Annotated in this window: 20 protein-coding genes and 2 tRNA genes; 10 read left to right on the forward strand and 12 right to left on the reverse strand. The window is 57.1% G+C overall.

The genetic code is table 11. The features are described 5' to 3' along the window. Positions 1 to 1,017, forward strand: a complete 1,017-nt coding sequence (gene bmt / locus Q1A51_RS00435; protein WP_299206862.1) for a betaine--homocysteine S-methyltransferase — start codon at positions 1 to 3, stop codon at positions 1,015 to 1,017. On the opposite strand, the gene Q1A51_RS00440 is transcribed toward bmt, so the two are convergent. Further along, positions 1,014 to 2,090 (reverse strand): PA0069 family radical SAM protein, encoded by a 1,077-nt coding sequence (locus Q1A51_RS00440; protein WP_299605649.1) that lies wholly within the window; start codon positions 2,088 to 2,090, stop codon positions 1,014 to 1,016. The genes bmt and Q1A51_RS00440 overlap by 4 nt on opposite strands. 208 nt (positions 2,091 to 2,298) lie before the next feature. On the opposite strand from Q1A51_RS00440, the gene Q1A51_RS00445 reads away from it, so the two are divergent. The 3 genes from Q1A51_RS00445 to Q1A51_RS00455 are packed head-to-tail and all read left to right on the forward strand — an operon-like array spanning position 2,299 to position 4,203. Beyond that, positions 2,299 to 3,000 (forward strand): B12-binding domain-containing protein, encoded by a 702-nt coding sequence (locus tag Q1A51_RS00445; RefSeq protein ID WP_299206865.1) that lies wholly within the window; start codon positions 2,299 to 2,301, stop codon positions 2,998 to 3,000. Between the two features lie 34 nt (positions 3,001 to 3,034). Then, positions 3,035 to 3,580 (forward strand): thioredoxin family protein, encoded by a 546-nt coding sequence (locus Q1A51_RS00450; protein WP_299605651.1) that lies wholly within the window; start codon positions 3,035 to 3,037, stop codon positions 3,578 to 3,580. Further along, positions 3,571 to 4,203: a DUF1638 domain-containing protein gene (locus tag Q1A51_RS00455; RefSeq protein WP_299605653.1), complete on the forward strand. Its 633-nt coding sequence runs from the start codon at positions 3,571 to 3,573 to the stop codon at positions 4,201 to 4,203. Before Q1A51_RS00450 ends, Q1A51_RS00455 begins: the two co-directional genes overlap by 10 nt. 92 nt (positions 4,204 to 4,295) lie before the next feature. On the opposite strand, the gene Q1A51_RS00460 is transcribed toward Q1A51_RS00455, so the two are convergent. Continuing rightward, complete coding sequence (locus Q1A51_RS00460) at positions 4,296 to 4,703, reverse strand: SufE family protein (protein ID WP_299207143.1); 408 nt, start codon at positions 4,701 to 4,703, stop codon at positions 4,296 to 4,298. 136 nt (positions 4,704 to 4,839) lie between these two features. Here Q1A51_RS00460 and Q1A51_RS00465 point away from each other — a divergent pair, with 136 nt between their 5' ends. Then, positions 4,840 to 5,373, forward strand: coding sequence for a hypothetical protein (locus Q1A51_RS00465; protein ID WP_299605656.1), 534 nt, complete (start codon positions 4,840 to 4,842; stop codon positions 5,371 to 5,373). Between the two features lie 9 nt (positions 5,374 to 5,382). Here the strand turns inward: Q1A51_RS00465 and rnd are convergent, their stop codons facing one another. The 3 genes from rnd to purM all read right to left on the reverse strand — a co-directional run bounded on the left by rnd (position 5,383) and on the right by purM (position 8,243). After that, complete coding sequence (gene rnd, locus Q1A51_RS00470) at positions 5,383 to 6,543, reverse strand: ribonuclease D (protein WP_299206873.1); 1,161 nt, start codon at positions 6,541 to 6,543, stop codon at positions 5,383 to 5,385. A 66-nt stretch (positions 6,544 to 6,609) separates the two neighbouring features. Beyond that, positions 6,610 to 7,200: a phosphoribosylglycinamide formyltransferase gene (purN, locus tag Q1A51_RS00475; protein WP_299206875.1), complete on the reverse strand. Its 591-nt coding sequence runs from the start codon at positions 7,198 to 7,200 to the stop codon at positions 6,610 to 6,612. After that, positions 7,197 to 8,243, reverse strand: a complete 1,047-nt coding sequence (purM, locus tag Q1A51_RS00480; RefSeq protein ID WP_299605658.1) for a phosphoribosylformylglycinamidine cyclo-ligase — start codon at positions 8,241 to 8,243, stop codon at positions 7,197 to 7,199. Before purM ends, purN begins: the two co-directional genes overlap by 4 nt. Positions 8,244 to 8,435: 192 nt before the next feature. On the opposite strand from purM, the gene Q1A51_RS00485 reads away from it, so the two are divergent. Together Q1A51_RS00485 and Q1A51_RS00490 are read left to right on the forward strand one after the other, a co-directional pair. Beyond that, complete coding sequence (locus tag Q1A51_RS00485) at positions 8,436 to 9,527, forward strand: hypothetical protein (RefSeq protein ID WP_299605661.1); 1,092 nt, start codon at positions 8,436 to 8,438, stop codon at positions 9,525 to 9,527. A gap of 52 nt (positions 9,528 to 9,579) precedes the next feature. Then, positions 9,580 to 9,656 (forward strand) — tRNA-Ile (locus Q1A51_RS00490). An 8-nt stretch (positions 9,657 to 9,664) separates the two neighbouring features. Here the strand turns inward: Q1A51_RS00490 and Q1A51_RS00495 are convergent. Then, positions 9,665 to 10,111, reverse strand: a complete 447-nt coding sequence (locus Q1A51_RS00495; RefSeq protein ID WP_299206881.1) for a DUF4442 domain-containing protein — start codon at positions 10,109 to 10,111, stop codon at positions 9,665 to 9,667. Positions 10,112 to 10,186: 75 nt separating this feature from the next. Then, on the reverse strand, positions 10,187 to 11,506 hold the full coding sequence (locus Q1A51_RS00500) for an ATP-binding protein (protein ID WP_299605957.1): 1,320 nt from the start codon (positions 11,504 to 11,506) through the stop codon (positions 10,187 to 10,189). A gap of 43 nt (positions 11,507 to 11,549) precedes the next feature. On the opposite strand from Q1A51_RS00500, the gene Q1A51_RS00505 reads away from it, so the two are divergent. Continuing rightward, complete coding sequence (locus tag Q1A51_RS00505; protein ID WP_299605663.1) at positions 11,550 to 12,470, forward strand: MBL fold metallo-hydrolase; 921 nt, start codon at positions 11,550 to 11,552, stop codon at positions 12,468 to 12,470. Positions 12,471 to 12,540: 70 nt separating this feature from the next. After that, positions 12,541 to 12,615 (forward strand) — tRNA-Asn (locus Q1A51_RS00510). 151 nt (positions 12,616 to 12,766) lie between these two features. Here Q1A51_RS00510 and vsr read toward each other — a convergent pair. After that, the gene (vsr, locus tag Q1A51_RS00515) at positions 12,767 to 13,213 is read right to left on the reverse strand and encodes a very short patch repair endonuclease (protein WP_299605665.1); all 447 of its coding nucleotides are present in this window, start codon (positions 13,211 to 13,213) and stop codon (positions 12,767 to 12,769) included. An 85-nt stretch (positions 13,214 to 13,298) separates the two neighbouring features. Here vsr and Q1A51_RS00520 point away from each other — a divergent pair, with 85 nt between their 5' ends. Then, positions 13,299 to 14,792 carry a DNA cytosine methyltransferase gene (locus Q1A51_RS00520; protein WP_299605667.1) on the forward strand — a complete coding sequence of 498 codons (1,494 nt, stop codon included), beginning with the start codon at positions 13,299 to 13,301 and terminating at the stop codon, positions 14,790 to 14,792. Between the two features lie 83 nt (positions 14,793 to 14,875). On the opposite strand, the gene Q1A51_RS00525 is transcribed toward Q1A51_RS00520, so the two are convergent. From Q1A51_RS00525 to Q1A51_RS00540, 4 genes are read right to left on the reverse strand one after another with little or no spacing between them, the layout of a single operon-like run. Next, the gene (locus Q1A51_RS00525; protein WP_299605669.1) at positions 14,876 to 16,966 is read right to left on the reverse strand and encodes an AIPR family protein; all 2,091 of its coding nucleotides are present in this window, start codon (positions 16,964 to 16,966) and stop codon (positions 14,876 to 14,878) included. After that, positions 16,959 to 17,918, reverse strand: coding sequence for a PD-(D/E)XK motif protein (locus Q1A51_RS00530; RefSeq protein ID WP_299605671.1), 960 nt, complete (start codon positions 17,916 to 17,918; stop codon positions 16,959 to 16,961). Before Q1A51_RS00530 ends, Q1A51_RS00525 begins: the two co-directional genes overlap by 8 nt. Next, positions 17,911 to 20,649 (reverse strand): Z1 domain-containing protein, encoded by a 2,739-nt coding sequence (locus Q1A51_RS00535; protein ID WP_299605673.1) that lies wholly within the window; start codon positions 20,647 to 20,649, stop codon positions 17,911 to 17,913. The genes Q1A51_RS00530 and Q1A51_RS00535 overlap by 8 nt, the downstream gene beginning before the upstream one ends. Further along, positions 20,646 to 22,073 carry an ATP-binding protein gene (locus Q1A51_RS00540; protein ID WP_299605960.1) on the reverse strand — a complete coding sequence of 476 codons (1,428 nt, stop codon included), beginning with the start codon at positions 22,071 to 22,073 and terminating at the stop codon, positions 20,646 to 20,648. The genes Q1A51_RS00535 and Q1A51_RS00540 overlap by 4 nt, the downstream gene beginning before the upstream one ends. Positions 22,074 to 22,399 lie beyond the last annotated feature (326 nt).

Consider the following 22,399-nt stretch of genomic DNA (forward strand, 5'->3'; position numbering starts at 1 on the left):
ATGTCGGATGCTCTGACTACTCTTCTGGCCGAAAAAGGCACTTTGTTGGCCGATGGTGCCACGGGCACCAATCTGTTTGCCATGGGCCTGATGTCAGGTGACGCCCCCGAGTTGTGGAACGAGGAGGAACCCCAGAAGATCAAGGCGCTGTACAAAGGGGCCGTTGACGCGGGAAGCGACGTGTTTCTAACCAACTCCTTTGGCGCCAACGCATCGCGGCTCAAGCTGCATGACGCCGGCCACCGTGCCTTCGAACTGAGCAAGATCGCCGCCGAACTTGGTCGCGAGGTCGCGGATGCCGCCGGACGCAAGGTGATCGTTGCAGGCTCGGTTGGTCCGACTGGCGATATCATGGAACCTGTCGGCAGCCTGACCCACGCAGACGCGGTCGAGATGTTTCACGAAACCGCCGCCGGATTGAAGGCGGGCGGCGCAGATATCGGTTGGTTGGAGACCATTTCGGCCCCCGAAGAATACACGGCTGCCGCAGAAGGATTTGCCCGGGCGGAGTTGCCTTGGGTCGGTACAATGAGCTTTGACACCGCGGGCCGCACGATGATGGGTGTGACAAGTACAGATATGGCGACGCTGGTGGCTGGGCTGGATTTCCCGCCCGTGGCTTTTGGTGCCAATTGCGGCACGGGTGCCTCAGATCTGCTGCGCACGGTGCTGGGCTTTGCCGCCACCGGTACGACGCTGCCCATCATCGCCAAGGGCAATGCGGGCATTCCGAAATACCACGACGGGCATATTCACTATGATGGCACGCCGGAGTTGATGGGGGACTATGCCGCCATGGCCCGCAATTGTGGTGCGACCATCATTGGCGGTTGCTGTGGCACGACCCCGGCCCATCTGGAGAAGATGCGCGAGGCGTTGGACACGCGCGCCGTGCAGGCGGCCCCGTCGCTGGATGCAATTGTTGAAGCGCTGGGTGCATTTTCTTCCGCCAGTGATGGCACCGGTGATGATGACAACCGCCCGACCCGCAAGCGCCGTGGACGGCGTGCGGCCTAGAACAGGCTCAGCTGGGCGCTGGGTGCGCGCGGCGGCCGAAACAGGTCGGTGCGCATCGGTGCCAGATTTTCCTTCAACCCCAGACGCTTGACGGCCACTTTGAACCGATGTGCGACAATCTCGGCATAGGGTCCTTCGCCCCGCATCCGGTGCCCCCAGCGGGCATCATAATCCTTGCCCCCGTGCATTTCGCGCAGGCGCGACATGATGCGGTGTGCGCGGTCGGGATAATGCGCGGCAAGCCACTCCTGCCAGAGCAGCGACACCTCTTGCGGCAGGCGCAGCATGATCCAGCTGGCACTGCCCGCCCCAGCTGCCGCGCCCGCGCCAAGGATCGCCTCAAGCTCGGGATCGGTGAGTGCGGGCACCATGGGCGAGGCCATGATGCGGACCGGAATACCCGCCGCTGTCAATCTGCGCATCGTTGCGAGCCGTCGCGTGGGCGTGGGCGCGCGCGGCTCCATCGCACGGGACAGTTCGGGATCGAGTGTGGTGACGGACAGACCAACCCGCGCCAACCCCTTGGCCGCCATACGCGCCAGGATGTCGATGTCGCGTTCGATCAGCGTGCCCTTGGTCACGATGGCGACGGGATGGTCGCAGGCTTCCAGCACCTCAAGGCAACGGCGCATGATCTCGTGCGTGCGATCGATGGGCTGGTACGGGTCCGTGTTGGTGCCAATGGCGAGCGTTGCCACCTTGTAACTTTTGCGGGCCAGTTCGGCGCGCAGCACGTCTGGCGCATCAGGCCGCGCCACAAGCCGCGTTTCGAAATCCAGGCCCGGAGACAGGCCCAGATAGGCGTGGGTGGGCCGGGCAAAACAGTAGACACATCCGTGTTCGCACCCACGGTAAGGATTGATCGACCGGTCAAACGGCAGATCGGGAGACCGGTTGTAGCTGATCAAGCTGCGCGGGTGTTCGATGCTGACCTCCGTCCTCAGGGTCGGCAGGTCCTCCTCCATTTCCCATCCATCGGCCTCGGCGTGACGGCTGACCTTGTCATACCGGCTGACTGCGTTGGACACGGCGCCGCGGGCCTTGGGGGTGTGAGTTTGCAGATCGGGTTTCATACGCCCACACTAGAACAGAACAGGAACATTTTCCAGAATGAACGCATCACAAGACGCCGCATCGGCATACAACAGCACACAAAAGTGACACTCAGCGTCGCACGCGAAGCGGCCCATGTCGCAATTCAGACAGTCCACCTGCGACATTCTGAACGATAACTCGAAAAAACCAGGCACCGGGTCCGGCACCCACTCAAGAGGAATGCCCATGTCAGACGAAGACGAAATCATCCTGTCCGAACTTGATGACGAAGAGCTTGTCCAGCAGATGTTCGACGACCTCTACGATGGTCTCAAGGAAGAGATCGAGGAAGCGGTCAACATCCTGCTCGAACGCGGCTGGGTGCCTTACGACATCCTGACCAAGGCTTTGGTCGGGGGTATGACGATTGTGGGACATGATTTCCGCGACGGCATTCTGTTCGTGCCCGAAGTGCTGCTGGCTGCAAACGCGATGAAGGGCGGCATGTTCATCCTCAAGCCGCTGCTCGCCGAAACCGGCGCACCGCGCGTTGGCAAGATGGTCATCGGAACGGTCAAGGGTGACATCCATGATATTGGCAAGAACCTCGTGTCGATGATGATGGAAGGCGCAGGCTTCGAAGTGGTCGATCTTGGCATCAACAACCCGGTCGAAAACTATCTGGAAGCGATCGAACAGGAAGGTCCTGACATTCTGGGCATGTCGGCGCTGCTGACCACAACTATGCCTTATATGAAGGTCGTGATCGACACGATGGTCGAACAGGGCATTCGGGATGACTATATCGTTCTGGTGGGTGGCGCGCCGCTGAATGAAGAGTTCGGCAAGGCCATCGGCGCCGACGCCTATTGCCGCGACGCGGCCGTGGCGGTCGAAACGGCCAAGGAATTCGTGGCCCGCAAGCATAACCAGATGGCGGCAGGCTAACTGTCCTGTCGCCCCGGCCCAACCGGAGGACGACATGCTGCTTGATACACCGATCTGCGACTTTGGCGCGCCAGCGCCACAGTTCAGCCTCGTGAACGCGCATGGCGCCGTGCATAACCTGTCAGACCACATGGGTGAGAACGGCGTGCTTGTGGCGTTCATCTGCAATCATTGCCCCTATGTCATCGCGATTGCGGACCGACTGGCGGCGGATGCAAAGGCCCTGAAAACACTGGGTATCGGCGTGATTGCCATCAATGCCAATGACTATGCCGCCTACCCCGCTGATGCCCCGGACAAAATGCCCGGTTTTGCGGCAAAACACGGGTTTGACTTTCCCTATCTCATCGACGCGGATCAGTCCGTTGCGCGCGCCTATGGCGCTGTATGCACACCCGATTTCTTCGGCTTCAACCGCGATGGACAGTTGCAATACCGGGGGCGGCTAGACGACACACGTATGGGTGACGCCAAAGATCGCGTGCCCGAGTTGCTAAACGCCATGCGGCAGGTGGCCGAAACCGGACACGGTCCCCAAGACCAGAGGCCCAGCATGGGGTGTTCGATTAAATGGCGCTGACAGACGCCCAATTGACTGACTCCGGCCTGCCCGCCACAGGCGCGGGACGTATCTTGCTGATTGCCTGCGGTGCGCTCGCCCGCGAGATACTGGATCTCAAACGCACAAACGGCTGGGATCACATGGATCTGACCTGCCTGCCCGCCAAGTACCACTTGTTCCCTGACAAAATCACGGAGGCGGTGGGTGACGCGGTCACCAGGCACCGTGACGGCTATGAAACCATCTTTGTGGTCTATGCGGATTGCGGGACGGGCGGCCTGCTGCAAGCCGCCTGTGCCGAGATGGGTGTAGAGATGATCTCGGGTCCACACTGCTACAGTTTTTTCGAGGGAAATGAAAGATTTGCAGCGCAAAGTGAAAGTGAAATCACCACCTTCTACCTGACTGATTTCCTCGTCCGCCAGTTCGAAGCCTTCATAATCAAACCCATGGGGCTCGACCGCCATCCCGAACTGCGGGACATGTATTTCGGCAATTATGAAAAGCTCGTTTACCAGGCCCAGACCAATGATCCGAGCCTTACCGAGAAGGCGCGCGCCGCGGCACACACACTGGGACTGACCTTTGAACGTCGCTTTACAGGCTATGGTGACCTGCAAACCACTCTGAAGCGGCTTTAACAGCACCTTCTTCTGACCGGAAATACGACGGGGGCGCCGCAGGCGGGGGCAGAGCCCCCTGAATCATGGTGTCGCCTCTGGCGGCCTTGGGATCACGCAGCCGCGGCAACCAACTGAATCCGCTCGATCATGGCCCGAAGCCCATTTGAGCGTTGCGCCGATAGGTGGTCGTTCAGCCCCAGCCGCGCCATTTCGGCCCGCGCATCCACGGCACGCACCTCGGCCACCGGCAAGCCGTTGTATAGCCTGCGCAGCACTGCAATCAGCCCCTTCACGATCATTGCATCGCTTTCGCCGTCAAATCGGAATATCCCGTTTTCGATCTGCGGATGCAGCCAGACCTGGCTGGCACAGCCGTCAACCTTGGTTGCAGGCACCTTGAGCGCAGCGGGCAGAGGGTCCATCGCCTTGCCCTGCTCGATCACATAACGATAACGGTCTTCCCAATCCTCGAGAAACTCAAAATCTTCCACGATCTCTTCAAAGCTGGCCGTTGCCATCCGGTATCCCCACATCATGCCTGTGCCTTTGTGACCTAGGCGCAGCAGCCGCAAAGGTCCAGAGCAGCAATGGATGCTTTTCAACAGCGCCTGCATCCGCTACCACATGTGCCAAAAGCAAATATGCGAGCGGACAATGCGCCTGATCTTACCTGCCCTTCTGGTTGCCACGTTAACCCTGTCGGCCTGCGCCGCTGTGCGTGACAGCCGGGTGAACCCGATCAACTGGTTTGGCAACAGTCGGTCCGGACCAGTTCAGCCCGACCCGAGGGCTGCGACCAACCCGCTGATCCCGGAAACGCGAAGGGCGGGCCTGTTTTCCAGTCTGCGCGACCAGACGGAACTCTATGTCGGCACCCCTATTGATCAGGTCACTGATCTGGTGATTGAACCGGTCCCCGGAGGCGCCATCGTACGGGCCACGGGCATCGCGGGCGAGGACCGTGTGTATGACGTGCGTCTGACCACCGAGAGCGACGAAAACCTGCCTGTTGACGGTGTGCTGACCTATCAGTTGCGAGGCATTCACTCCGACCGCCCCACACGCACGCTCAGCCAGCGTGTGCGCACGGTCACGGCTGCCCGCCGCCTGACCGATCAGGAATTGGCCGAGATCCGCGTGATCCGTGTTGAGGGATTGCGCAACGCGCAATCAACCACGCGGCGCTGACACACCGCGTCAATCCAGTGGAATGATCTGAACGTCGGCCCCGTTGGCCGTAAGCGCAACACGTCCGTCGCACAGCCTCAACGCATCCGTTCCGAACACTTCGGACCGCCAGCCCTGCAGCGCAGGAACATCCCGCACCCCTGCCGCCAACGCATCCAAGTCCGCAGCAGAGGCAATCAACTTGGCCGCAACACCCGCACTTTCCGTTTTGGCCTTGAGCAACACCCGCAGCAGGTCGGCCAGGGCCGGGTTAACCTGCAGCTTTTCACGTGACCGGTCGGGACGCGGCATCATGTCGGGGTCCATGTCCACCCCGCGCTGGACCGCGGCAAGGATGCCATCAGCGATGTCGCCCTTGCGCGCCTCACGCAGCAGCAGTCGTGATCGGCTCAAGTCCTCAAAGGATTTCGGTTTGTTGCTGGCCAGTTCCACCAGCGCATCATCCTTGAACACGCGGTTGCGAGGGATATTGCGTGTCTGTGCGTGGGTTTCGCGGAACGCGGCCAATTCCCGGACCACCGCAAGGAACCGTGCCGAGTGCGTGCGTGTCTTGACCCTTTTCCAGGCGTCATCAGGCTTGATGATGTAGGTGTCGGGGCTGAGCAGCGTCTGAAGTTCTTCCGACACCCAACGCGCACGCCCGCTTTCTGACAGCTTGTCCGCGAGGAATTCGTAGATTTGCCGCAGATGCGTCACGTCCGCAATCGCATAGGTTTTCTGCGCGTCCGTCAGAGGCCGCCGCGACCAATCGGTAAAGCGCGAGGTCTTGTCGAGTGACTGCTTAGCGATCTTGCGCACCAGTGTCTCATATCCCACCTGTTCGCCAAAGCCGCAGACCATCGCGGCCACCTGCGTGTCGAACAGCGGTTCGGGAAAGACCTGCGCATCAACATAGAAAATCTCGAGGTCCTGTCGTGCGGCGTGGAACACCTTGACCACCGATTTGTCGCGGAAAAGGTCGTAGAGCGGCTCAAGCGACAAGCCATCAGCCAGCGGATCAACCAGCACGGCATTGCTGTCATCTGTGCCGGGCATGGCCAGCTGCACAAGGCAGAGTTTCGAGTAATAGGTCCGTTCGCGCAGGAATTCTGTATCGACGGTCACATACGGGTGCGCGCGGGCCTCGGTACAGAATTCAGCCAACGCGTCCGTGGTTGTGATAGTTCTCATGGGTGGTTCTTTTTGTTGCTTTTCACCGTCTGGTTGTCCGGTCCTACACCAACACGCGCACGCTGGCTAGAGCAGGAGGGGCGTTCGATCGCCAGAGGCAAATCGGCGCAGCACAGCCGGGTATAAAATGTGCTCTTGCTGCAGCACCCGGGCGGCCAAATCGTCCGGCGTATCGCCCGGTCGAACGGGCACACGCGCCTGTCCGAGAATCGGGCCATCATCCAGTTCAGGCGTGACCAGATGCACGGTGCAGCCGTGTTCGGTATCGCCCGCCTCAAGCGCTCGGGCATGGGTGTGCAAACCACGGTACTTGGGCAGAAGTGAGGGATGAATGTTCAACATGCGCCCGCGCCATGGCGTCACGAAACCTGCCGTGAGCACGCGCATGAACCCGGCCAGGCAGATCAGGTCCAACTCAAAGGGATCAAGGGCTTCCGAGATCGCCGCCTCAAACCCGGCACGATCCTTTCCGAAAGGCCGGTGATCGACCACCACCGTGGCAAGCCCGGCGTCTTTCGCCCACGCGATACCACCAGCATCGGCCTTGTTCGAAACAACGACGATCGGCGTGGCGGGATGCGACGCATCCATGTCCTCGACCAGCGCACGCATGTTTGATCCGCCACCCGAGACAAAGATCCCGACACGTTTGTTCAAAGAAGCGCCCCGGAGTAGCGCAAGCCCTGCCCTGCTTCGACCGCGCCGATCCGGATCACGACCTGCCCTTCGGCTTCGAGTGCGGCTGTCACATCGGCTTCAGAGGCCGGGTCCACAACCACAACCATCCCGATACCGGCGTTGAAGGTCTTGAGCATTTCGGCTTGATCCATGCCGCCTTGCGCCGCAAGCCATTGGAAGACCGATGGCAGTTCCCATGCGTCCAAATCCACATGCACAGCCATCCCCTCGGGCAGCACACGCGGCAGGTTTTCGGTCAGACCACCGCCGGTGATGTGGGCAAAGCCGTGCACGCCGCCCGCCTTGATCGCAGCCAGCGCAGCCTTCACATAAAGCCGCGTGGGCGTCAGCAGGGTCGTGCCAAGGCTTCCTTCGCCCCATGGGCAAGCATCGTCCCAGCCAAACCCAGAGGTTTCGACGATCTTGCGGACCAGCGAGTATCCGTTGGAATGAACACCGTCTGAGGCCAATCCCAAAAGCACATCGCCCTCGACCACGCCCGCTGGCAGGGCCGTACCCCGCTCCATTGCGCCAACGGAGAAACCGGCAAGATCAAAGTCACCCGCAGGATACATTCCCGGCATCTCTGCGGTCTCACCACCGATCAATGCGCATCCGGAGGCCTCACACCCCCGCGCAATACCTTCGATGATACGTGCTGCCTGATCGAGTTCCAGTTTGCCCGTGGCGAAGTAATCTAGAAAGAACAGCGGTTCCGCGCCCTGGCAGACCAGATCATTGACGCACATTGCCACCAGATCGACACCCACGCCGTCCACGTTTCCGGTATCGATAGCGATCCGCAGCTTGGTCCCGACACCATCCGTGGCGGCCACCAGCACCGGATCGACAAAACCGGCAGCTTTCAGATCGAACAATCCCCCGAAGCCACCCAGCCCGGATGCAACCCCTGCCCGTTTCGTGGCTGCGGCAGCCGGTTTGATCCGCTCGACCAGAGCGTTGCCTGCGTCGATATCGACACCGGCCTGCGCATAGGTCAGTCCGTTCTTGTTACTGGTCATTCTCAATCTCCCCGGGGGCTCGCCTGCCCCTTAACGTGAAGACAGGTGGCGTTGCAAAAGGAAATGCAGTTCTGCGCCGCTGCGCCGCGTTTCACGCGCCCCTCACAGTGCGTCACCCTCTCGTGACACCTCGTATTCGAGGCTGCGAGAACGTGACACAGTTCTTGCACCAACCACTCAAAGGACATCGCCATGACGTTTCACCGCCTGCTCATTGGATCATCCATGACGGCGATCTCGCTTTCTGTGCCCGCTGCCCAGGCCGAGATTGTCGACGTTCAGGATGGCGGCTTCTCTTTCACCTTGGGTGGTCAGATCAACCGCGCCTTCCTGTTCACGGATGACGGAGTAGAGAGCAACGAGTTCTTCGTGGACAACGACAACTCATCGACACGGTTGACCGCGCGGGCAGCTTACAGCTTCGGAAACTATATCGTCGGTGCCCTGGTAGAGTACGAGTTCGAGTTCTCCTCATCAAATTCCGTCAGCCAATTGAATTCGGACATCAGCTCATCCGTTTCCAACGAACGCAAGTTCGAGCTGTTTGCGAACACGCCCTACGGTAACTTCGCCTATGGACAAGGCGACGCTGCCTCGAACGGGATTTCAGAGATTGACCTGTCGGGAACAGCCCTTGGCAACTATTCCGACGTGGGCCTGATTGCGGGTGGCCAGATATTCCGCACGGCTACGGGTGGTTTTAGCGGCAACACTGTCGGCAGTTTCTTCTCCAACTTCGACGGTATCAGCAGGGTCGAACGTTTCCGCTACGACACGCCCACGTTTGGCGGTGGTTTCGTGGCGTCCGTTTCCTTCGGCGAAGACAGCAATAGCGACATTGCCATCCGTTACACCCAAACATTCGGCGATGTGCGTGTGCGTGGCGGTATTGCCTATGCCCAGATTGACGAGGTGGATCGGGTTGCGGGCTCAGTTTCGGCCTTTCACGATCCTACTGGCCTGAATGTCACCTTTGCATCCGGGACCGACGACCTGGATACAGCCGGTCGTGAAGACCCCGGCTTTAACTATGTGAAACTGGGGTATCAGAAGCAGGATCTTCTGCCGTGGGGCAGCACGTCATTCGCTGTCGATTTCTATGATGGCAGCGATCAAGCGGTGAACGGCAGCGACTCTGAAAGCTACAGTATTTTCGCGGTGCAAAAGATCGATCGACTGAACACCGAGGTCTACGGCGGCTTCCGCACATTCAGCGCGGAAACGCCGACCGAATCCTTTCGGGATATCGACGCTGTCTTTATCGGTGCACGCTACCGGTTCTAAGCCGTCGCCTGTCTTGACACCCGGGGTGGCGATGCTATCCCCGGGATCAGGCGGGCCTGTAGCTCAATTGGTTAGAGCAGAGCGCTCATAACGCTTTGGTTGCGGGTTCAAGTCCTGCCGGGCCTACCAACCGCCCTTCATGCTTTGCGGACGTGCCAGCCGACCGTCATAGTGACAACCGTATCACCATCGTCGTCGCGGATATCAACATTGATGTCGAAGGCCGTCTTGCCCACTTCTTGCAGCTCCTTGACCAGTTCCGGCCCCGGACGTTCGGTTTTGGCGTGGGCCTCAAGACGCCCCTTCGCGATCTTGACGTAAGAGATGTTGGCGCCGGATGCGACAGGCCGCGCCTGAAAGATCATGGGACCAAAAGCACCAGCAAGGGCAGCACCTGATGCGGCTTCGCCCAGGGTGAACATGGCCCCTGCATGCTGGCTCTGGATGTGGTTGGATGTTTCAGGCCGTTGGTCCAGTGCTGCGACACCAATACCGTCGCCAACTTCAAGCAGTTCAACCCCAACGTGGTTGGCAAAGGGCACCGCCTTGCCGAGTTGGTCGCGGATCATGTCATACGGTGTCATTTCAGGCGCTCCTGCTGTGCTGTGTCGTCAATAAAACCGATCCGTCCTGCGCGGCAAGCGTGCCGCTGCGGCACGTCACCGGGCGATGACGATATCGGCACGCAGACCACCGAGCCGCTCGCTTTCGCCGAGGCGCAGCACGCCACCATGGGCGCGCGCAATGTCGGTGGCGATGGCCAATCCCAGCCCGACACTACCGCCTTTGTCCTGATTTCGCGACGGATCAAGACGGGTGAAGGGGCGCTGCGCATCAGCGCGGCGGTCTTCTGGAATGCCCGGACCATCATCTTCGACCCGGAAGCGCAGCGACTTATCGGTAAGTGCCACGCTGACCTCGGCGCGCCTGCCGTAGCGCACCGCGTTGCTGATCAAGTTACCAAGCGCCCGGCGCATCGCTATCGGGCGCAGCATGACCGTGCCCTGCCCATTCACCTCGTGCAACGTCACCGGTTGATCACCCCGCTGCGCATCTTCGACAAGTGTTTGGGCCAGTGCAATCGGATCTACCGCCTTTGGCTCGCTTTCCCCGTCGCCCTTCGCGAAGTCAAGAAACGCGTCGATCATGTTCTGCATGTCGTCGACATCCGCTTCCAAAGCGTCGCGCGTGTCGTCATCGACCATCGAAAGGGCCAATCGCATCCGCGTCAGAGGCGTGCGCAGATCATGGCTAACGCCTGACAACATGAGTGTCCGTGTCTCCATCTGCCTTTCGATCCTGTTGCGCATGTCGACAAAAGCAGTCCCGGCTGCCCGCAACTCAGTGGCACCCGCCGGTACATAGGCCAGATGACGTCCCCGGCCAAAAGCTTCGGCAGCCCTTGCAAGCCTCCGGATCGGGCGCAGCTGATTGCGCAGATAGATAAACGACACAAAGGTCGTCAGGACCGAGAATACGACCATGTAGACCAGCAATTGGTGCGGGTTTCGGGCCGAAACGCGGCGTCTGTCAAAGGTGATGGAAACCGGCCCAGTCCCGCTTTCGACTGCAATCTGCACCAAACCGCTCCCGGACAGATCGAAGGAACGGATCGCTGGGATCGTCTCCCCCAGACGTCGGATCACAACACGCCCGGAAAAGTCATCCCAATCGCGTTGATTGGGCGCATCCAGCGCCTCCTCCGGAATACGCTGCACAATCATGGCCAGCGGACCGGTTGCATCTAGTACGGCCTGCGTCACATCGGCGTCAGGTGGCAGATCAGACAAAACGTTCAATACTAGGTTTATCTCGCGCTCGACCGTGTCAGCCATCTGAACCGTCACACCTTCGAAATGGCGCTGGGCGAAAAGGACAGACACGACAAGCTGCACGACCACAACCGGCAGAAGAAGGATCAGCGCGGCGCGCGCGTAGATGCCACGGGGCATATAATGTTTGAGCCAGGCAAAGGACATGGCGTAAACCCTATCGAGCCGCGATCCCAGACGAAAGACCACCATGCTGCCGTCAGACGATTTTGATCCACCCATAGGTATCTCCGAAGTACTGGAACTCGGCCTGCGCCGCATCGTGGCACCAAATCCATCGCCGATGACCTATCGAGGCACAAACACTTACCTTGTGGGCACAACCGCTCTGGCGGTGATCGACCCGGGCCCAGACAGCGCGGCGCACCTTGACGCGGTCATGGGAGCAATCGGTTCAGAACAATTTGTATCGCATATCATCGTGACACATGCACATCTGGATCATTCTCCCTTGGCTGCCCCCCTTTCCAAGGCCACAGGCGCACCCGTTCTCGCGTTTGGAACAGCAACGGATGGGCGAAGCAGCGTTATGCAAGGCTTAGCGGACAACGGGCTTGTAGGCGGAGGAGAGGGTGTCGATATCTCCTTTGCGCCCGACACCCGACTACGCGACGGGGATGTGATCAACGGCCCGGATTGGCACCTTGATGTCATTCACACACCGGGGCATCTCGGCAATCATATCTGCCTTGGGTTTGGCGATGCTTGCCTGACGGCGGATCACGTCATGGGATGGGCCAGTTCACTGGTGTCTCCACCTGACGGCGATCTGACAGATTTCATGGCCTCCTGCGAAAAGCTGCGCAGGAGGCGTTGGCGCGTTTTCTATCCCGGGCATGGAGGCCCAGTGATCGACCCGACCGCACGGCTGGAATGGTTGATCGCGCATCGTCGCACCCGGGAAGCCGCCATTCTTGCGACGCTTGACAAAGGGCCCGCCACCGCAGTGCAGATCGCCCAACTTGTCTATGTGGATACGCCCAAGGCTCTCTTGCCTGCTGCCACGCGCAACGTATTGGCTCATCTGATCGACCTGATGGGTCGATCAGAGATCGAAGCCAGCGATCCATTGGCACATGACACCCGTTTTGCACGCATTGGTGGAGTTTGATTTTTTTGTTCACGGGCCTGCAAAACCCTCTGGACGACCTGAATCGGCCTTGCTATACGGCGCGAACCGTTCCGGCGTAGCTCAGCGGTAGAGCAGTTGACTGTTAATCAATTGGTCGTAGGTTCGATCCCTACCGCCGGAGCCAAAACAACCATTTATTGTCAATGACTTAAGCCTATTTTGACGCATCTCAAGATGGCTTTATCGTGTGTTCTCTGGTTCACTGAACCAGGTTGGTGTAACTCCCGCGCAACCCGTCGTTTCGGCCGACTTTGCTGACTTTGCGATATCGGTACCTACCCGCCAAACTCGATTTGGCGGCCTCCAGCACCGCGAATGAAATCTCCAACCTGTTCAATCAATTCGTCTCCAATGCGCGGCATTACTGCGCACTCCCACACAATCGCCGTACGCCAGCCAAGGCTTAGCAGTTGTGCGACCGCCTTAGCGTCCCTTTCTACGTTTGCATCGAACTTCTGCGTCCAGAACTCGATGTTCGTAGCCGGCTTTGTAGCTTTGCGACAGCCCGGATGCCGATGCCAGAAGCACCCGTGCACGAAGATCACGGTTTGCCACTTTGGCAATACGATGTCAGGTGTGCCAGGCAAGCGTCGCGCATTGATACGAAAGCGGAATCCCGCACGATGCAACGCCTTTCTGAGGGACACCTCTGGCTTGGTGTTCCTGCCCCGAATGTTCGACATCATTCGGGATCTGGTTCGACTGTCAACGATGTCCGCCATGCACGCGACATAACACTCTTGCTGGCAAATTCGAGCTTCAGCGTGACGCGAAACCTGGTACAAGGCCTATCTCAAGGGGACACGAATGACAAAAGAGTTTGCCATCATAGATCTGTTCGCCGGCCCGGGTGGGTTGGGCGAAGGATTCTCTCGGGCAGGTCGGGATGCAGACACGCCCATGAAAATCCATCTTTCGGTGGAAATGGATGATCATGCTGTCCAGACACTCCGTCTTCGTGCGTTTCTACGCTCATTTCGCGAGTTTCCGATTGAATATTACAACGCCCTGAATTCCGGCAGTGCTCTACCGGATTGGGCCGAGCTTTATCCGACGATTTGGAAACACGCTGAGCGTGAGGTCAGGCAAAGGGTTCTTGGTGAGAAGGGCGTCTTCGAGGAACTGGCGGTTGAGCTCGATAGGGCTCGTGAAGCCTACAGCGGAAATACAATCCTGATCGGGGGCCCTCCCTGCCAAGCTTACTCGCTGGCTGGTCGGTCCAGAAATTCGGGAAAGGCAAACTACGTCCTCGAGGAAGACCACAGGCACTACCTGTACCGTGAGTATGTTAGAATTCTCCATCGGCTTCGCCCAGCTGCTTTCGTCATGGAAAACGTCAAAGGCATGCTCTCGAGCAAAGTGGATGGCGGTGGCATTTTCAGTCGTGTTCTGGACGATCTCGAAGCTGCCGGAGACGGCTATGTCCTCCTGCCACTGTCAAAGACAGCGCCGGAAGACGGCACTCGTGCACCCGCGCAAGACTTTCTCATAAGTGCTGAGGATCATGGTGTTCCCCAGGCACGTCATCGCGTGATCGTCGTCGGCATCCGCAAGGATATGGCAGAGGGACTGCATCTCGAAGAACCGCTTCTTGGTCAACCTCAGGCACTGGTGAGTGTAGAACAGGCCATCGGCGACATACCGATTCTGCGAAGCGGCTTGAGCAAAGGCGACACAGTCGAAGCTTGGCAAAAGGCGCTACGTAACCAAGCGTCGGCGATTGCAGCCTCGGAAGCTGTACCGGCGGAGGTCAGGGAAATTGCACGTTCGATAGAAAAGGCAAACGAATTGCCTTTCCAACGCGTCAGCAGCAGCAAGCAACGGCCAAACGGAATGCCTCGTCATTTGCGAGGCTGGTTTCCAGACGATGGCCTCAAGGCCTTGCTACAGCACGAAACCCGTGGCCACATTCCGGGTGATCTCGGCCGATATCTCTTTTCATCAGCTTTCAGCAGAGCTTTTGGCAAAGCTCCCAAGCTTGTCGAATTTCCCGAATTCCTCCAACCAATGCACCGCAACCGCAGCACCGGGAAATTCGCTGACCGGTTCCGCACCCAAGTAGCGGATCGACCATCAACTACGGTGACCAGCCACATTTCGAAAGACGGGCATTACTTCATACACCCGGATCCGCTACAGTGTCGTTCATTGACGGTTCGCGAGGCAGCCCGTCTCCAGACATTTCCGGACAATTATTTCTTTTGCGGCCCGCGCACCAAGCAATATCATCAGGTGGGCAACGCGGTTCCCCCCTACCTCGCTTGGCAGATCGCAGAGTCCGTTCGAAAGCTGCTCGATTAGAGGGCAGCTTTCTTAGGACAAGACGCTCTGTCGAAATGGCGAATTATCAGCCTTGATGCCGCGCTCAGAGGCGAGAACCCTCCTCACGAAGCCGACGTTTCATCAATCTTCGAAAATCCATGTTCTTCGAGTTTCCTGAGCAGCTCGAGCGCAAACACCGTCTGCTTCTCTGTAGGCAATCTCGATGGCATCTTTGAACAGACATCCAAAACGCCAAACTCAGAGGGCGAAAGCAGCTTGTTGGCTCGCCCCCAAACTTTTGCCTCTGACCAGAACGGCGCTCCCAATTCGAAGACCCTTGTTTGTGCCTCAACGCCCTTTGTCAGGTTTTCATCATCAGTTATTTCGCGCTCCTCAATCTTCTCTTCCTCGGGATCGACAAGTATTTGGAAGAATTCATCCGGATAGGAAAGTTCGCGTTTGCGAAACTGTTCCCAACACGCCTGTTTCTTGGCCCATTCGCTCATGTTCCGAACGCCCTCAGGGGGATTGGTGATCAACTGTTGAGCCTCGGCGCCAGCAACCAGCAATGCGCTCTCAAGAGCTGCAGGCATGTCCTGCGATCGCCAAACACGGCCAAGATCAATTACCTTGTCCTGCTCCCGTGCGTCATGTGCAACCTTGGCAATGGCGTATGTCACGATGTTCGCGCGGTAGCCGCCTTCATACCATTCCTGAGCCGAAACGAGCTTCTCCACCTTTCGGAAGATGATTGCCTTCGAAATCAGATGCCTGAACCAAGCCTCATTGATACGATCACCATTCCGACCCCAAGTTTTTTCGATGGTTTTGGCGAAAGCTGCAAAGTTCTTTTGCGCGCCCTTCGAGACATCTTCAGGCTTGCCAGCCCAGGAATTCTCAAATTTGGCAAGATCTGTTTTTGTGAAAAACTGCTTTCGCGGGAACTCAGCATCCCACTTTTTGCGTTCTGAAACTGACAGTTTGCCGCGCTGATCGGCATATTGTCCCCGAGCGCGTTCGTAGAACCATTTGGTTTCCCGATAGCCTTCAGCTCCGGGCGGGGCCAAAATCTTTCTCGAAAGCTCCTCGATCTTTACATGGAACGGATGATTGGCGAAGAAATCGGCAGCATTTACTTTGTTCTGACTGTTCGCAAATTCCGAAATTCTCGGGACCACGGTGTCCGAAAGGATTGGCGGGACAACATTCAACTTCATCTGGACGAAGATGTCCCTGATACCCTCACCGGCCATCTTGCGCGCAGCATGGATGGATGCTGTGGTTTGACCGCCGTTGACGATCTGAAGGTTGTCTGCCCGCGTTATTATCAGGCCAACTTCCGTTTGCTCGAGCTTAACCGCCTCGGCAGTTGCGGCGAGCCCATTATTGTATGCAAGGAACATGTGAGGTTCCTCGACGATAGTTTTCCTGATTCCACGATTCACGTTCCCCCTCGCCTGGAGGAAGCTGCGAACGTTCGATTCAAGAAGACGTGCGCCCCATTTGTCGTAGATCTGAGCGAGCTGTTCGCCCGGGATCACTGCAATGTAGCTCTCGAGCGCTGCATCCGAGCCCGAAGCCTTGAGAACCGGAATGCCACCACCGAAGTGTTCCGCGAAATCGATGGTCAAATCGGCCCGCGCCTTGCCTTGTTCCACATAGGCTTGAAGACGCTTAAGATCCCAAACGTTATATGTGACCGGCTTACCGTCGATTGCGCCGGCAGGCATTGCATCAACTTTGGCCCGATTATCCGAATTGGTGACGAATATCAGTTTGACCTTGTCGATACTGTTCCATCGAGTGCTGATCAGATCAGCCAAACCTGCACCAAGGCTTGTCTCCTCGAGTTCCTCTCTGAACTCCTCCTTGCGTGCGTGCCTCAAGTACTCGACCAGTCTTTTGAAACGGGCCCTGAGAAAGGCCGCATCTGTTATTCTAACTTCGGGTGAAAATTCGAAATCGCAGAGAATGAGGGACAGGATACCATCCGCGTTCAGAGGGTCTCCGCCGGATCCTGTCACCTCAAGAAGCACACCATTCTTACCCGTACCATCGAAATAGGCGTAATCGCTTTGATCGATTTCGCCAGCCTCCGTCAGGATTTCACCGATCACCTCAAAGAATGCTTCTTGTGTGTACAATCCCAAAGCATCGGCATCACCCTGTATGTCGGCGATAAAGGTTTGATGGAATTCCGCAAGATCAGACATCTGCGGCTTCCTTGTTCAGCAGAATATCCAATGCAAAGTTCCGCTCAAATTCCGAGCAGGCATCAAGCCGAATAGTATACTCAACCCCGTCGACTCCCTGTGGCATCGGCGGGATCAACCTTGGAAAACCATCCAAGACCTCGAACGTTCGGTTGGTTCCGAGATGCCATCGTCTTTCCTGCTCAACCTGTTCAGGTGAATATCCAATAGTCGCAAGACGTTGCTCCCAAAGATCAAGCGCCATTATGTCACCATCAAAGAGCCGTTCGGTCTGCTCTACGTGATCTATTAGGTTTTCGCCTTCGGAAGCGAGCGAAGTATCCACGTCCTGAACCCGCAGGAACAAGTCGGCGCCATCGATGTCCATCAGTTGCGCTTCCGAGGAGATGCGCACTTTGGGGTGAGCAGCGCTTCGTCTTGCCTTTATCTCGAAGAATTTCCCGGGGAGTTCAAAATCTTTCGCGCTTTCATCGGGCCCTTTCCATGCTTCCACCGCCTTGAGAGCTCCAAGATGGTGAACAAGCTCCCGTAGAAAGGCCAACTCAGCGACAAGCCCTCTCTGTTCTTCAAGCGACATCCCTTGGTTTCGTCCACCTCTGAGCAGGTGGTGCCATCTCAAGGTTCGCCTCACGGCACGAGCCAACGCACTTTGAAGATCTGGTGCCTCTTCCGCAGCTTTCACCACATCGCGACACAGCGTTTCAAAGAGATCAACATGGGTGCTTTCGCCTAAAGTCACGCAATAGCAATTCTGCTCATCAACCAACTGATAAGAGACGTCGACATGCTTCAGTTTTGGCAGCGGGCGAATTTCCGATGTTTCGTCAGACAACCGCAGCAGGAGTCCCACCGACTTGTCAGGCATCCTGACCCAAAAAAAGTCATGCTTTCCTTGGCTGTCAACACGGCGGGCTTCGCTGATCTGAATGGTATTCCAAGGATCCTCAATCATCTTCCCAAGCCCCTTCATCGTCCTCGTCTGCTCCGTAAATCTCGCGGAATTTCACGGTGTTGATGATGTATTCCACCCGTTCATTTGGCTTGCCCGAGGGTGGAAGGCTTATACTCCAACCGATTACCGGTTCTTCCGGCAGGCGATCCAAATACGGCAGATCGCTTTCTTCTGGCGGGCGCACCTTGACTAAATGAAGCACGAACAATGGCTTGTCGCGCACTTGGCGATAGATCCTGTCCGGGAAGGACACCCGTTTTCCATCCGGTTTCTTGTCCTCCTTCAAATCCCGCAGGTATTGAAGCTCGGCTTCCTTGGCCTTCGCGGGATCAACGCCGACCTTTTCCACGCCTCTGGAAGCGATGCGGGATCTCTTGCCGCTCATTGAAAGGACGTGATCCCGAAGATCCTTGTATCCCACGCTGCGAACCTGTGGCCCAAGTCGCCAATCCACCAATGGAAATGGCTCAACATCACTCGAAACGCTCGTTATGAGAACGTCCCAAAACTCCAGCTCATCGTCCTTCCGATCTCGGATATATGCACGAATTGGTCCAGGCTGCGTCAGGAATGCCTGCTCGTGGTTCCTCCAGCCGAGGAGGAACTCGTCTATCGGGCCAACCGGCACATCCCTCAGTAGATAGCCGCCGCTTACCTTCTCTGCAGCAACCGTTGTGAAACCTCGATCGCCGAGGTCTTGCATTAGCCGCTCCGCAGAACTCTGGTTCGCCGCGATATCGTCTGGTTTCGCACTGATCTTGGCTGTTTCAACCCAAGCGTTCGAAAGACCGATCATAATGTGCTTCTGGCCAGATCCTATCTTGTTGCGGGCGGTCACAAGCAGTGCAGCCGGGTGGCTACGAACCGCGAGGCCAAAATCGGCCGGCGTGGCTTTCGCCTTTTCCATCTTCTTGAGTTCAAGGTGCAGTTCTTCGCTGGCCTCGGCAATATGCGCATACCAGTCGATAGCTTCCGAGGGCATCCAAATCCGACATAGGTCTTCGAAGCCCCCGCGATACCCGAACCAACGCCCCATCTGCATGAGCGTGTCGTACATCATGGTGTTTCGCAGAAACCAAGTCACTGTCAGGCCTTCGAGTGTCAGGCCACGAGAAAGGGAGAACCCTCCAACCGCAATAACCGTTTGTCCGGTAGTGGTGTCACCCGAATAGTCCAAGCCATTGGCTCGGCTGTTCACTTCCACAACTTTCGCTGCCGCGACGGCTTCCAACAAAGCGGCCTGGATGCCCTCCCAATCAGGTTCGGCGTCGGCGTATTCATTCAGCCAAGTCTCGTGCAAAGCAGAGATTTGCGGGTCCCGCAGGCCGTCGGTTCCTCGGGAACCATTCACGCGAAGAGAATCCAAGATTGCCGTCAAATATTCGTGTAGACGATTCCGCAATCTGCCCTGGACGTTTGTGAAACGGCTGGCGTTCACAAGCATGGAACAGTGTGATGCCGCTTGCCCTCGAAGATTTCGAATACAACGTGCAATCAGGAATGCACGGAGAGCTTCTTTCAGGCTTTCAGGAAGTTCTTCGACAGTCTGATCGATCTTGTGTTTGATTGGCAGAATGTCTTCATTGTCAGCAATGTACCTTAGCCAAACAGGATCACCCTCATCCGGGATGCCATCGATGAAAATCTTGCTCGCTCCGAAGTAGTTCGTTGGCGCATCAAGCCCGACTATGAAATGCTTGGGAAAAAGGTCTTCTTTCAGCGCATCATCATACTGATCAGGATCAACAAAGATGTTTGCAAATGGCGTCGCCGTGTACCCGACATAGCAACTGCGATGGAACAGATTCAGTAGATCACGGATTTGGCCGTTGATCTTGGTGATCTCCTCCTTGGAGTACTTCGTGTTGATCGATGCGTTATCCGCCTCATCATCGATCAGAAGCATTGGCTGATCAATCATCAGATCATCGCCACGAGCACTATTCTCGCGCAGCCAATCGAGCAAGTTCCTAAGAGTATTGTGGTTTTTCTTGATTACAAGAACCACTGGCACCTTGTAGGAATCGATCTGGCTCGTGTTTGTCGATGCGGTATCCTTCTTGAAATCGAATAGAGTGTTTGTAAGGCCTACAGGGACATGTCTGTCATCAAATAGTCCGACGCCGATGGCTCGGTTGCCTTTCTTGCCAAGCGTGGCAAGCCTTCCGGTATCACGCCCTATGAAACCCTCATCGATCCGTTCCTGGGTCTGGTTGCGTAGGTTATTGTGGATACCAGCAATAACGATGATCAGGCGGTAACCGGCGTCCGCTGCCTTGCAGATGAGGCCGGTGTAGTTGGCAGTCTTGCCGCTTTGAACGTGGCCAACGACCATACCGCGCCGATCCCACTGCTCGGCGAGCTTGGGGTTGCCGAGCCGGCCGAGAATTCTGTCCGTGACCTCGTCAGTCGTGGTTACGACGTCCTGCGGCAAACCGTTTTTGTGCAGCAGCTTTTTGTAACGATCCCAGTAAAAGGGTTTGATGCTCGACTTGGCATCGTCAAGCCAGGGCTTGAAGCTTTCATCATCCACCATGGCGCCAAGCCCCATGGTGATCCCGAAGCGCTGTTCGATATCACGCGCAAGCTGCTCAAGAGCCTCTTGCTCCGCGTTGACATTCAACGCAACATTCATGGTGGCAATGAAGCTGCGAAGATCGTCTCCGCTCTTGCGCTCATGCGCCAGCGACTGGGACACGACACCATCCAAATGCCTGAGCTGCGCAGTCATGAATTTTCTCCTTGCACAATATCTTCAACGAGGCGCCGAATGGGGGCCTTGTGGTTCAAAAATGGTTCAGTGGAGCCCAGAGTTCGCACCACGTCTGGACCAGACATGCCTATCTTCCGAAGCTCCTTGATTGCCGTTTCGGCCATATCTGCAAGCTCCTGAAAATCCGACTCATCGGCTTCGACGCTTTCTGCGCTTCCAAGCATGTCGGCGTGCAGCGCAGGGACCGGAAGGCCTGATCCGAGCAATGCAATGCACGCTCGAAAGCTATGCCGAAACTCTTCAGGCAAAATCTCCGCAAAGCCCGTGATGGAAGGATGCTCGGTGTTCGGACGATAGATGATCTTTCCATCCTTCAGAACTCGGTTCCAAAGTGGAAGGTTCTCATCCGCCACCAGCTTTCGACCTCGGCGCTGGTAAGTCCGTTTGGAGGTCCCCTGCAATCGTTCCACGATCTTGCGAAGACGCTCTCGAACAACAGGCGGCATCTGGGCAGATGCCTTCTTGACGTCAATCTTCCAATCCGCGTCCATCGTGTTGGGAATGTCCACTCTCACGCGGGATAGCTTCGTGAGCTCTTTTTGCCTTGCAAGGCCCAACCAGCTGCCGGCGATGATCAGTCGCTTCTCCCTGTAGATGTAGAATCCCTGTGAGCGCAGATGGCCCTCGCGTCCTCCGAGTTCTTCCCAAGCCGACTTCGTCATCATCTTATGGTGGGGCAACGTAAAGCACTGAGTGACGACATTGCCATGCGCCAACGGCAAGACCTCTTCGGGGTCTCGTTGGGTCGCTTTATGATCGGTAGCAAATGGGTCGATCGGTGAAAGATGGCGTCCATTCAACTTCAACCGAAGTTTCGGTCTGCTGCCCTCCATAAACCGATGGAAACAGAGGCGCAGGTGTCGTTCGGCACCTGACAGGGCGTTGTTGATCTCGCCGGCTCGCTTTGGCGTGTCATTGCGATAGTTGGTCGAAAGTCGATCGAGCTTTCGCCAGAGAACAACGGTTCCAGTTTCTGGAATTTCTGCGGCCGCAGGCACATCTGAACGATCGTCCTCGAGGTCAACACTCCAGACATTGGATTGTGCGACCTTGTCCAGGTCCCAAGTCGCAGCAGCCACGTTGGCAGATTTACGGGAAATTACGGTCAATTGCCGGCATTGCGAGAAACTTGCGCTTTTCAAGCCAAGCCCAAACCGCCCAAGATCGTGGCCTTCCCGTTCTTCCAGCGGGTTCCGGGATCCCGGTCTCATGGCCTCGATCAATTCGACCTCCGTCATTCCAAAACCATCATCAACAATAGCTATCCACGGTTCATCGGTCGTGGTTTCGGCGAGGATTTCGACCTTTGATGCTCCGGCAGTAATGGAATTGTCGATGATATCGGCCATCGCAGTCTCAAGCGTATAGCCAAAGTCTCGCATCCCTTCGATCAAGGATGCTGCATGAGGTGTTGCGTCTGCCTGCCTTTTCTCCGCCAATTTCCGTTTCTCGATCGTTTGCAAAATTGATTGGGCGCGATTTTATGGCTGCATCACACCGTCGTTGAGAAACTGTTTCCAACGAGAAAATTGGATTTCCTGGAAGCTTGAACTTCTTGAGGCACCGCACTTGCGGATCAATGCGGTGTTAGCTTCAACCAATTGTTTTTCTCAAACCGTCGTTACATTCTACAGCCACTCGCAAGGGCGCCGTAGCCTCGCAAGGCTTTGATAACGTTCGCCGCTAAGTTGAGCAAGCCTGATTGAGC

The sequence above is a fragment of the uncultured Tateyamaria sp. genome (assembly GCF_947496075.1).
Taxonomy (GTDB): domain Bacteria; phylum Pseudomonadota; class Alphaproteobacteria; order Rhodobacterales; family Rhodobacteraceae; genus Tateyamaria.